General features: G+C 31.8%; 9 protein-coding genes. 5 read left to right on the plus strand and 4 right to left on the minus strand.

Features of this window, described 5'->3' with window-relative positions:
* Positions 1–30 precede the first annotated feature (30 nt).
* The gene (tsaD, locus tag ACVC5O_RS13420) at positions 31–1,053 is read right to left on the minus strand and encodes a tRNA (adenosine(37)-N6)-threonylcarbamoyltransferase complex transferase subunit TsaD (RefSeq protein ID WP_452221997.1); all 1,023 of its coding nucleotides are present in this window, start codon (positions 1,051–1,053) and stop codon (positions 31–33) included.
* Positions 1,054–1,217: 164 nt separating this feature from the next.
* Between tsaD and ACVC5O_RS13425 the strand changes: the two genes are divergently transcribed.
* The 5 genes from ACVC5O_RS13425 to ACVC5O_RS13445 all read left to right on the plus strand — a co-directional run bounded on the left by ACVC5O_RS13425 (position 1,218) and on the right by ACVC5O_RS13445 (position 9,181).
* Complete coding sequence (locus ACVC5O_RS13425) at positions 1,218–5,717, plus strand: translocation/assembly module TamB domain-containing protein (protein WP_452221998.1); 4,500 nt, start codon at positions 1,218–1,220, stop codon at positions 5,715–5,717.
* 148 nt (positions 5,718–5,865) lie between these two features.
* Positions 5,866–6,852 (plus strand): 6-phosphofructokinase, encoded by a 987-nt coding sequence (gene pfkA / locus ACVC5O_RS13430; RefSeq protein ID WP_452221999.1) that lies wholly within the window; start codon positions 5,866–5,868, stop codon positions 6,850–6,852.
* Between the two features lie 28 nt (positions 6,853–6,880).
* Positions 6,881–7,882 (plus strand): type I glyceraldehyde-3-phosphate dehydrogenase, encoded by a 1,002-nt coding sequence (gene gap, locus ACVC5O_RS13435; protein WP_452222000.1) that lies wholly within the window; start codon positions 6,881–6,883, stop codon positions 7,880–7,882.
* Positions 7,883–7,956: 74 nt separating this feature from the next.
* On the plus strand, positions 7,957–8,817 hold the full coding sequence (locus ACVC5O_RS13440) for an N-acetylglucosamine kinase (RefSeq protein ID WP_452222001.1): 861 nt from the start codon (positions 7,957–7,959) through the stop codon (positions 8,815–8,817).
* Position 8,818: 1 nt separating this feature from the next.
* Positions 8,819–9,181 (plus strand): methylglyoxal synthase, encoded by a 363-nt coding sequence (locus ACVC5O_RS13445; RefSeq protein WP_452222002.1) that lies wholly within the window; start codon positions 8,819–8,821, stop codon positions 9,179–9,181.
* A 78-nt stretch (positions 9,182–9,259) separates the two neighbouring features.
* Here ACVC5O_RS13445 and ACVC5O_RS13450 read toward each other — a convergent pair whose 3' ends face one another.
* Genes ACVC5O_RS13450 through ACVC5O_RS13460 form a run of 3 tightly spaced genes read right to left on the minus strand, consistent with a single transcriptional unit; the run spans position 9,260 to position 12,978 of the window.
* Complete coding sequence (locus ACVC5O_RS13450) at positions 9,260–9,640, minus strand: RidA family protein (protein ID WP_452222003.1); 381 nt, start codon at positions 9,638–9,640, stop codon at positions 9,260–9,262.
* A 25-nt stretch (positions 9,641–9,665) separates the two neighbouring features.
* Positions 9,666–10,169, minus strand: coding sequence for a GNAT family N-acetyltransferase (locus tag ACVC5O_RS13455; RefSeq protein ID WP_452222004.1), 504 nt, complete (start codon positions 10,167–10,169; stop codon positions 9,666–9,668).
* Positions 10,170–10,194: 25 nt separating this feature from the next.
* On the minus strand, positions 10,195–12,978 hold the full coding sequence (locus ACVC5O_RS13460) for a putative LPS assembly protein LptD (protein WP_452222005.1): 2,784 nt from the start codon (positions 12,976–12,978) through the stop codon (positions 10,195–10,197).
* Between the last annotated feature and the right edge of the window lie 22 nt (positions 12,979–13,000).

A 13,000-nucleotide genomic window follows, 5' to 3' on the forward strand; every position in this document is an offset into this window, starting at 1 on the left:
TTATCAACAGGATTTTAACAATTGTGAGTTTTATAGTTTTAAGCGTGCTGCAGCCATAACATCTTGCTTGGCAAAATCACCTTCTAAATATTTTAAATATCCTACAATAGCAATCATTGCAGCATTATCTGTAGTGAACTCAAATTTAGGCACATAAGTAGTCCAACCAAACTTTTGCTCACCATCCTTTAATGCTTTTCTAATTCCGGAATTAGCAGAAACTCCTCCACCAATAGCAATATGTTTAATCCCAGTTTGTTTAGAGGCTAGTTTTAGTTTATCGATTAAAATGCCAATAATAGTGTATTGTATTGAGGCGCAAACATCATTTATATTTTCTTCTATAAAATTAGGATTCGCTTTAACTTCGCGCTGAATAAAATAGAGAATCGCAGTTTTTAAACCGGAAAAGCTAAAGTTTAAACCTTCAACTTTAGGCTTAGTAAATTGATGTGCTTTTGGGTTTCCTAATTGAGCACGTTTATCTATTTCTGGTCCTGCAGGATAGCCTAAGCCTAAAATTTTTCCGCTTTTATCGTACGCTTCACCAACAGCATCATCTATGGTTTCTCCAATAACTTCCATATTAAAATAATGATTCACTTTTACAATTTGTGTGTGACCACCAGAAATAGTCATGGCTAAAAAAGGAAATGGTGGTTTTTTAAAACCCTCTTCATCTATAAAATGCGCTAAAATGTGCGCTTGCATGTGGTTAACATCTATTAATGGAATATTTAAACCATAAGCAAAAGACTTAGCAAACGAGGTACCAACCAGTAACGATCCCATTAAACCTGGTCCACGAGTAAAAGCTACAGCCTGTAATTGCTCTTTTCTAATTCCTGCTTTTTTTAACGCTTGATCTACAACAGGAACAATGTTTTGCTGGTGCGCACGAGACGCCAATTCTGGTACAACTCCACCATATTCTTCGTGTATTTTTTGGCTTGCAATAACATTACTTAAAATTTTACCGTTATGTATTACAGAAGCAGCAGTATCGTCGCAAGAACTCTCTATTCCAAGTATATAAATATTTTGTGAAGACATTATTAAATATTAGGCACAATAATTGTTAATTTTGAAAACAAATGGACATCTAAATGGCATCTGTAATTCGTAATTGCAAAAGTAGTATAATTAAAAACAATTTTTTACTTTAAAAACCTATCAAAAAGTTTCTCAAAATAGTATTAAAACTTATAGCAATTATTTTGCTACTCTTCATCATTTTGGTGCTATTGTTGTCTATTCCAGTAGTTCAAACCCGTTTAGGTACAGAGGCTACACACTATTTAAACCAAACCTATAAAACAGATATTAATGTTGGTAGAGTTGGACTTCAGTTTAATGGCGATGTTGAGCTTAAGGAAATTTTAATTAAAGATTTTAAAAAAGATACCCTTATAAGTGCTTCAGAATTAAACACGTCTATTATAAATTTTAAGAATTTAATAAATGGTACGCTAAATTTTGGTGATATCGATTTAGAAAAATTTGAATTTAATGTCGTAACTTATAAAGGCGAGACAGACACTAATTTAGATGTGTTTGTAGCGCGTTTTGATGATGATAATCCAAGACCAGACAAAAGTGACTTTTTATTATCTTCTAGCGATGTTACTATATACGATGGTGCTTTTAGGATGATTAATGAAAATAAAGAAACGCCTAAAATCATTGAATTTAATAACTTAAATATTAATGCTACAAATTTTTTAATCGATGGAAGCGATGTTAAAGCAAGAATAAACAAACTGGCTTTTAATGATAGTAGAGGATTAAAAATGAAAAAAATGGTCACTAATTTCTCCTATACTTTAGAAGAAATGCGGTTTGATGAATTAGATATAGAAACTGAAAATTCCTCTTTAAAAGGCGAATTGATTTTTAGTTATAATAGAGAAGATTTTAAAGAGTTTGAAGACAAAGTTAAAGTTAACGCCAAATTTAACGATGCAGACATTGCATTAGACGAATTAAACACCTTTTATAACGAATTTGGAAAAGGACAACACGCAACATTTAGTACTACAGTAAGCGGAACGTTAAATAACTTAACAACCAATAACCTTAGGCTTAATACAAGCTCAAACACCAAAATTTATGGTGATATAAACTTTAAAAATCTTTTTAACAGCGAAGACAATAACTTTGCCATGCAAGGCGAGTTTTCTAATTTATCTTCAAATTATAAAGATTTAAAACGGTTACTACCAAACGTTTTAGGTCAATCCATTCCTGCAATATTTGATAAACTAGGAAATTTTAAACTAGTTGGAAGCACAAAAATAACAACCTCTAAAGTGGTTGCAGATTTTGAAATAAACACCAATTTAGGTTATGTTGATACTGATTTGGTTATTAATAGAATTAACGACATTAATAATGCCAACTATCAAGGAAATATAATTTTAGACGAATTTGAAATCGGTAAATTTTTAGATGATAAAACTTTGGGTAAAACCTCACTAAATTTAGATGTTGATGGTCGTGGTTTTACAAAAGAAAATGTAAGCACCAATTTACTTGGAAGCATTTACAGTCTTAATTACAATAACTATACTTATAGAGAAATAAATGTTGAAGGTAAACTAAAGGAGAAAGTGTTTAACGGAAAACTAGTGTCTAACGATAAAAATTTGAAATTAAAATTTGACGGACTCGCAGATTTCTCAAAAACCATATATGTTTTTGATTTTGTTGCAGATGTTGATTATGCAGATTTAAAAGCACTTAATTTAATCACAAAAAATACACTATCTACATTTGAAGGTGAAGTAGAAATGAACATGAAAGGCACAACCGTTGATAATGTGGTTGGTGATATTTCATTTAAAAACACAAAATACGTAAACGAGAATGATACTTACGAGTTTAAAGATTTTGCGGTAACCTCGACCTTTAATAAAGAGGTTCACTTTATAAAAGTAAACTCACCAGATATTATAGAGGGTCAATTAAGTGGAGTTTTTAAGTTTGAAGACATACCAACGCTTTTTGATAATTCTGTACGTAGTATTTATACAAAATATACTAAAACACCTATAGATAGTTATCAATACATAGACTTCAATTTTAAAATATACAATAAAATTGTAGAAGTCTTTTATCCAGAATTAAAACTAGGTGCAAACACCAATATAAGAGGTAGAGTAGAAACAGACGAAAAAGAGTTTAAACTGTCCTTTAAATCGCCACAAATAGAATTATTTAATTATTTCGCAAAAGATATAGAGTTGCAAGTAGATAATAATAATCCATTATTTAATACATATATCGAGGTCGATAGCATTAACACTAAGTTTTACGATGTCTCAAAATTTAACCTCATTAATGTTACAGTAAATGATACGTTGTTTATGCGCTCTGAGTTTAAAGGCGGAAAAGGCAATACAGACGATTTTAATTTAAGTTTTTACCATACCATAGATGCCGAAAACAAATCGGTTGTAGGATTTAAAAAGTCGGATGTTACTTTTAAAGGCAATACTTGGTATTTAAATAATAAACAAGACAATTATAATAAAGTAGTTTTCGATAGCGATTTTAAAAATTTTAATATCGAGCAACTAATAATGAATCATAATAACGAAGAAATTAAACTCGCAGGTGTTTTAAGAGGAGAAAATTACAAAGACTTAAAACTAAATTTTAAAGATGTTGATTTAGCCAAAATAACACCTCGAATAGATAGTTTATCCTTAGCAGGAAACGTTAATGGGAAATTAGATGTTTTACAAGAAAATGGGAATTACTTACCAAACTCATCTATAGTTATAGACGATTTAACCATAAACAAACATCTTTTAGGCTCTTTTGATGCTAAAATTACAGGAGATGCTTCACTAACAAATTATAAGGTAAACGCTAAAATTAAAGACGATTTTAAATCTTCATTTACAGCCATTGGATCTATTAATGTGGCAGAAAACAAAAATGTAATTGATGTAGATTTAACATTTAAAGAGTTTAGTTTAATTCCGCTAAATCCATTATTAGATGGTGTTTTAAAAGATATTAGAGGCGATGTTTTTGGTACAGCAAAAGTGATTGGTAATTTAGATAAGCCAGATATAAATGGTAAATTAAATATAGAAAATGGAGGTTTAGGCGTTATAGAATTAAACACCGATTATAGTTTTGCAAATAATGCTTCAGTAACACTTAATAACCAAAGTTTTAATTTTAATAATATTGCAATAACAGATACAAAATTTGATTCTAAAGGAAAACTTAATGGTTCCATTAGCCATGTTAATTTTTCTAAATGGTCGCTAGATTTAGATATTACTTCAGACCGATTATTGGTGTTAAACACTAAGGAAACTCCAGATGCTTTATACTATGGAACAGGTTTTATTGGAGGCGAAGTATCACTTTATGGACCAACCGAAGCCTTGCGTATAAATGCTATAGCCGAAACTAAGGCAGGAACTGTATTTAAAATTCCGTTAAACGATAACGAATCGTTTGGAGACAACTCATTCATTCATTTTTTAACTCCAGAAGAAAAATTAGCAAAAGAGGAAGGCAGAGAGTTTGAAATAGCAAACGAAACAGGCTTGCAAATGGATTTTGAATTGGATGTCACTGAAGAAGCAGAAATTGAAATTGTAATCGATAAAACCTCAGGAAGTACAATTAAAGGAAGAGGAGTAGGAAGTTTACTATTCAACATCAATACCAACGGAAAGTTTGATATGTATGGTGACTTTATTGTGTACGAAGGTGAGTATAATTTCCTATATGCTGGTTTAGTCGAAAAACGCTTCGTTGTAAAACCTTATGAGAGTACATTACAATGGAATGGAGACCCTTTAAAAGCCTTAATAAATATCCAAGCCATTTACGAAACTAACGCTAATCCTTCAGCATTACTAGATAATCCTATTAATAGAACCATACCTGTAAAATTAGAAATTAAACTTACAGACCAGTTAGAAAGACCAGAAATAGACTACGAGTTTAAGTTCCCTAATGTAAGTTCTGCAATTAAATCGGAGCTTCAATACAGATTGGAATCTCGAGAAGATAGAGAAAAACAAGCGCTTTTCTTTTTAGCCAGTGGAACTTTTAATAGAGGATTAAACGATTTAAGTTTAACAGGTACCTTAACAGAGCGTTTAAATGGACTAGTCAACAGTATTTTAAGTAGTGGAGATGGTAAATTTAATATAGGCTTAAATTACGAAGCAGGACAAGACAGGCCAGATTTTCAAACAGACGATAGATTTGGTGTTACATTACAAACAAAAATTAGTGATCGTATCCTTGTAAATGGTAAAGTTGGTGTACCAATTGGAGGTGCAAGCGAAACAGCAGTTGCAGGAGATGTACAAATAGATTTCTTATTAAATGATGAAGGGACTTTGGCTGCAAAAGTATTTAATAGGGAAAATAGTATTAGAAATTTTGGAGAAGAAATAGGGTACACACAAGGTATCGGACTCTCTTATAGTGTAGAGTTTGATACTATGAATGAGCTTTTAAACAAAATATTTAAAAGTAAAGAAAAACAAGAAGAAGAAAAAAAGGCTAAAGAAGAAGCCGAAGCACGATTAAGAGAACAAGATAGTATTAGTAATTTACCACCTTCAATTGGTTTTAAAACCGAAGCTAAAGACACCGAAAAATCTTCAGATGAATCTTCTACAAAAACACCAGAGGATTCTTCAGAAAAATCTTCAAAATCTGAAAAAAAGGAGTTTTAAAACACCTTTTAATTGCTTTCAAACACAAGGATTTACATTTTTTTATTAACGAAAACGATTGCGTTTTAGCAACACTGTTAATTTATACGAAATCGTGCTATAATTGTAATAATTGTTTATTAGCTTTACTAAATCAAACCAGAAAAACATGTCAAATAAAATAAAAAAAATAGGAGTAATGACGTCTGGAGGTGATGCTCCAGGAATGAATGCAGCTATTCGATCTGTGGCAAGAACTTGTGCTTACCATAATATAGAATGTGTAGGTATTTATCGAGGATTTGAAGGCATGATAGATGCCGATTTTAAAGAATTAACTGCGCGTAATGTAAAAGGTATTATTAATAAAGGAGGAACTGTTTTAAAATCTGCCAGATCTAAAGAATTTAGAACACCAGAAGGAAGAAAAAAAGCATATAATGCACTTAAAGCCGAAGGGATTGATGCTTTAGTTACCATTGGAGGAGATGGAACATTTACAGGAGCATTAATATTTAATAAAGAATTTAACTTTCCAGTAATGGGAATCCCAGGAACCATTGATAACGATATTTTTGGAACTTCACATACTTTAGGTTACGATACTGCTTTAAACACAATAGTAGATGCAATAGATAAAATTAGAGATACTGCTAGTTCGCACAATCGTTTATTTTTTGTAGAAGTTATGGGACGCGATGTAGGTCACATTGCATTAAATGTTGGAGTTGGAGCTGGAGCTGAAGAAATCCTTATTCCCGAAGAAGATTTAGGGTTAGATAGATTATTAGACTCCTTAAGACGAAGTAAAAAATCTGGTAAATCCTCTAGTATAGTGGTTGTTGCTGAAGGTGATAAAATAGGGAAAAACGTTTTTGAACTTAAAGACTATGTAGAAGAGCACATGGAAGAGTACGAAGTAAGAGTTTCTGTTTTAGGTCACATGCAACGAGGTGGCTCGCCATCCTGTTTCGATCGTGTTTTAGCCAGTAGAATGGGAGTAAAGGCTGTAGAGAGTTTATTAGAAGGACAATCTAATTATATGGTTGGACTATTAAGTGATAAAATTGAATTAACTCCTTTAGATAGAGCAGTAAAAGGAAAGTCGGAAATTAATAAAGAATTAATACGTGTGTCAGATATAATGACCACTTAATATAACTAAGAATTAAACAATAAAAAATATGTCAACATTAAAATTAGGAATTAACGGTTTTGGTCGCATTGGAAGAATCGTATTTAGAGCAACACTTAAACGAGAAAATGTAGAGGTTGTAGCCATTAACGATTTATTAGACGTTAATCATTTAGCCTATTTATTAGAATACGATTCAGTTCATGGACGTTACGATGGGAAAATAGAAGTTAAAGACGGAAACCTTATTGTAGAAGGTAAAATCATTAGAGTAACTGCAGAAAGAGACCCAAAAAACCTTAAATGGGATCAAGCAGGAGTAGATGTAGTTGCAGAGTGTACAGGTATTTTTACCACTTTAGAAACTGCAGATTACCACATCCAAGCAGGTGCAAAAAAAGTAGTAATTTCTGCTCCAAGTAAAGATGCTCCAATGTTTGTAATGGGCGTAAACGATCAAGATTTAAAAGCATCAAATACTATCGTGTCCAACGCATCTTGTACAACAAATTGTTTAGCGCCTTTAGCTAAAGTAATAGAAGATAATTTTGGAATAGAAGAAGCATTAATGACTACCATACACGCTGCAACTTCAACACAATATACAGTAGATTCACCATCAAAAAAGAACTATCGTTTAGGACGTTCTGCAATGGTTAATATTATACCAACCTCTACAGGAGCTGCAAAGGCAGTAGGTAAAGTGATTCCGGAATTAGATGGTAAATTAACAGGAATGGCGTTTAGAGTACCAACTGTAGATGTATCTGTTGTGGATTTAACAGTTAGAACAAAAAAAGAAACCTCTTTAGAAGACATTAAATCTGCAATGAAAAAAGCTTCTAATGGCGCAATGAAAGGTGTTTTAGGCTATACAGACGAGATGGTAGTTTCTCAAGATTTTGTAAGTGATACCAGAACAAGTATTTTTGATGCTGAAGCGTCTATAGAATTAAATCCAGGATTTTTTAAATTAATATCTTGGTACGATAATGAATTTGGATATTCAAATAAATTAGTAGATTTAGCCGAAAAAGTAAATTCTTTATAAATATTAAACTAAAAATTAAAACGTAGTGTAATTCCTTAAACCGAAAACACTACGTTTTTTTATAACTCTATATTATGATTTTAATTGTTGATAGTGGCTCTACAAAATGCGATTGGATTGCTGTAGATAAAAATGGTAATCAATTACTAGAAAAAATGCGTACTAAAGGCTTAAACCCTGCCATTCTTTCTGAGAAGAAATTACGAAAAACCATAAAAAAGAATAAAACACTTAAATCAAATAGAGAAAAAGTGACCAATGTTTATTTCTATGGTGCTGGTTGTGGTACAGAAAACCCACGACTAATGCTTAAAGTAGTACTACAAGAATTCTTCCCTAACGCAGACGTAACCGTTAATGAAGACACAATGGCTGCTGTGTATTCAACAATTAATGCTAAAGACGAAGCTGCAGTAGTGTGTATATTAGGCACTGGCTCTAATTGCAGTTATTACGATGGTAAACAATTAGAACAGCGTGTAGATTCTTTAGGCTATACAATAATGGATGATGCCTCAGGTAATTACTTTGGGAAACAATTATTACGCGATTATTACTTTAATCACATGCCAGAAGACATTAAAATATCGTTTGGAGACAAGTATAATTTAGAAGCAGATTATATAAAATACAATTTGTATAAACAACCTAATCCAAATGCATATTTGGCACAGTTTGCAGAATTTATGATTTTGAATAAAGATTCAGAATACATAAGAGAATTAATAAAAGAAGGTATTAGAGTGTTTTCTAAAAACATGATTTTACAATTTAAAGAAGAAATTAAATCAGTTCCTGTACATTTTGCAGGTTCTATAGCGTTTTTCTGTAAAGAAGAAATTAAAGCTGTCGCTAAAGAAATGGGTTACACAGTTGGTAATTTCGAAAGGCGTCCAATAGAAGGTTTAGTATCATTCCATACTAATAACTTATAATATGGAAATTGCACTAATCGCTCACGATGGTAAGAAAGCTGAAATGGTTCAGTTTTTAAACGAACATTCTGCTATTTTACATCAAAAACAAATCACTTTAGTCTCCACAGGCACTACAGGAAAAAAAGTAAAAAAGGCAGGTTTTGAAGTTATGCGATTATTGTCTGGACCTTTAGGAGGAGATGCACAAATTGCTGCTAGAGTAGCCGAAGGAAAATGTAATATGGTTATTTTTTTTAGAGACCCTTTAGAAAAGCATCCACACGAACCAGATGTATTAATGCTGTTAAGACTTTGTGATGTACACGATGTGCCATTAGCTACAAATGAAGCTACTGCTCGATTGTTAATGAAATCACTTTAAGTTAGGATTTTAAAATTCAAATTTTATTGTAATGGAAAAGCATTTTCAATACCATTATAAATAAAATATTTATAGCGTTTATTTTACTGCAATCATACTAATTTCTACGTTAACAAATTTAGGTAAATTAGCGACTTCTACGGTTTCTCTTGCAGGAGCAGTTTCGTCGTTAAAATATTGAGCATAAACCTCGTTAATTAATGAAAAGTTATGCATATCACTAATAAATATAGACGTTTTAATAACGTTTTCAAAAGTCATATCAGCTGCTTTTAAAACGGCTTTCATATTTTCCATTACTTGTTTGGTTTCAGTCTTAATATCGTCTAAAACAAGTTCTCCAGTTTCAGGATGCAATGCAATTTGTCCGGATGTATATAAAGTGTTTCCGCTTAAAACAGCTTGGTTGTATGGTCCAATTGGAGCAGGAGCGTTTGGAGTTGAAATTATTTTTTTCATATGGTTTGTAAATAGATTTAATGTTTTAGTTCAATGCTTTTTCATAGAGCGTGTAAGTGGATAAAGGTAATTCTTTTGTGCCAACCTTTTTAAAACCTAAGTTTTTATAGTAACTGCAAAGTTTAGGGTTTTTTGAGTCTGCATCGAGCCTTAAAAAACTACAATTGTCTTTTTTTGCTCTGTTTTCTATGTCTTTAATTATTTTAGACCCAAAACCTTTTCCGTTATAAGTATCGGTTACCACTAAGGAGTGAATATATAATGCTTTATTTTCTTGTTTTCCCCAATATAACTCATCTTCACTCATAATTCTAACCATGCCAATAGTCTCTTCATTGGTAGATTGAATAAAATAGAATTCATTATTTTGAATCCCTTTTTCAACCCATTTAATTTTTTCTAAAGGCGGATTTAGCCAATAGTGCCAATGATTAATGTTAAGCTTTTTAATTCTTTCTGCACTGGATTTAAAAAGGTGCAAAACTTTAGGTGTGTCGCTAGATTTTATTGGCTTAAAAAATATATCCATAATTTGATAAGATAACAACTAAATATTACAACCTTTGGTCTGGTTGTCTGCGCTTTTCGTATTTAATATCTTTTAAAATATTAGATTTAATACCAATAAAGAAATTCCAAGAACTTCGCGTACTAAATGGAACCCAACTAAAGTTCATTCGCCAACTTAATAAATCACGTTCAAAACGAAGTTGTGTATAAGTAAAGCCATTGTTTTTAAAGTCGTAACCAGAAGAAGCTCCAATAGACCAACGTGGTGAAATCTCTACATCTCCAGAAAACATAAGTGAGTGCGAAGAAATCTCGTTTTGCCTAGCAGAATTACTATAATTTACAGCATAAGCAAGCCTCAAATTCCAAGGAATAGAGTAGTTGTATAATTCGCTTGGTGTTTCGTCTTCTTCTGTATCATCTTCACTAAAAAGCTGGTCTGAGAAATCCTGAGCTCGACCAAATAAATCGTCTGCACGTCCACCACTTTGGAGAGTTTCATTTTTGCTAGCTTCAGTAGTTTTATCGCCTCCACTAAACGTACTATTACTAATGCTATAACTCATATTAATATTGGCATTTGTCATTCTAAACAAACTTCCTCCATTATCTATATTAAACTGGTCTATTCTTCTGTTATTGTTATCTAAAGCATAAGGATCTAATATAGCTCCAAAATTTATACTCATTTTATTGTTAAATAACTGGGTGCCTCCACTTACTCTTACAGGACTCCATTGCAAAGAGTCTCCTGCAATATTATACGAGGTAGAAAAGTTTAAATTATTTAATAATACTATTTTTTTAGGTTCTGTAGCAGTACTGTCTCTATCTCTAACTTTAGCTTCAATATTATTAGATAATGATAGTCCAACTGAACTAGAGAATTGCTTATTTGGTGTTCCAAATATACCATCTTCAAATCGAGTAAATTCTAATTCTTCAACAGTATCTCCATCTGCATTTTTAATATCAAAAGAGTCGTAATACTTATCGAATGCAGGATTTACATTATAACTAATAGATGGTCGCATTACATGTCTTATTTTTTGTATGCGTTTGCCTTCATTTTCTTTATCGAAATCAAAAGTACCATAAATAGTGGTTCCTAAACTAGTACTAAAATTATAAGTTCTAAAAGCATCAAAACCATTTCTTGTTCTATCTATAATTTCATCATTTGCAAAATCCTGAACTTTATCTATGGTTTTAAAGGTCCATACTTCGTTATAATTAGCATTGGCACTCATACTAAAGTATTTAAACACTTTAAAGTTTGTAGTGATAGGAATAGAATGTTGGAATCCTGATTTAGCATCGTCAAACATTTCTTTTTTAAAGAATAAAGAATCTGTAGTCTGAATTCTGTTTTCTGCTCTTAAATTATATTGAAAGTTAATATTTTGAATGATTCCCTTTTTACTTCCGTTTTTAGGAGCAAAAGGGTACATCCTAGCAACGCTTCCCTGTAAAGTAGGCAAGGTCATGTTAATGGTTTCGGTATTGGTGTTTTGAGAGTGTGTAGCTGCAACACTCATATTTACTTGTGGCTCGCCTTGAAACGTTCGCGAATACGACACAGAAGACGCTAAAGTGTTATTTAAAAAACTTGGCGCATTGACTTGGTTTATTGAAGTCTGGTAATATCTACTACTTCCTAAGTTAACAGACGCCGAAAACCTAGAGTTTGGATTCGATTTTGCATCTTGAGTATGCGACCAACGTATGTTATAAATTGAAGATTTACTATAATCAGGAAATCCACGTTCGCTATTTATTAAATTCTCGTACCTAAAACCCAAATTACCACTAAACTTGTAGCGTTTTTTATATTTACTTTCAAAACGCAAACCATAACTACCATTGGTGTAATAATCTCCCAAAACAGCTAAATCAAAGTAATCGCTTATTGCAAAATAATAACCTCCATTTTGTAAAAAATAACCTCTATTGTTTTGTTCTCCAAAACTAGGTATAATAACACCAGAGGTTTGTTTTTGTGTTAACGGAAAAAAGGCAAATGGTAATCCTATTGGAGTAGGCACATCGTAAATAAATAGGTTTGTTAACCCTGTTACTATTTTACTTCCAGGAACAAACTTTGCTTTTCTTAGCAAAAAATAATACTCTGGATCATCTAAATTTTTAGAAGTTGTAAATTTTCCGCGAGATAAAAAGTAAACCGAATCATTCTCTTTTTTTGTGCGCTCAGCAATAATAGTTCCTCCACTTTGTTCTGTTCTGGAATTAAAAATTAGTGCTTTTTTAGTATCAAAATTAAACCTTATGGAATCTGGCTCTACAACATTACTTCCTTGTTTAAATATTGGGTTTTGTGAATAGTTTCCTAAGGAGTCTTTAATTCTTCCTGCATAGACTTCATTTAAAGTATAATCTATTACAATAATTCCTGCAGTAATTTCCATATCCTTATAAAGCACTTCAGCGTTATTATAAAGATATAGTTTTTGTTCTTTTCTGTTAAATGAGGTGTAATCGGTTGCTTTGTAAGCCACAATACCTTCTAAAGCACCTTTTTTTGGAGTTACAGAATCGTTTATAGTAGAGTCTTGTCCTTTCTCAGATAGTTCAGTCTTGCCAAGTAGAGAATCTACACGTATAGTTTTCGTTTCTTGTGTATTAGGTACTGTAACATCGTCCTTTTGCTCTGCAGGAATTTCTATTCCAGAAGCTGGTCTGTCTTGAGAAAAGCTTAACGTGTTAATAAACACTGTAAAACTTAGGGCAAAAAGTATATTAAGACTATGTGTACGCAACGCTTTTAAATGTATTTTTGTAAAAGTATGGCTCGGTTTTTGAACTGCCAAAATTACATATATTTTTTGTGAT

This window comes from Lacinutrix salivirga, from assembly GCF_053604675.1.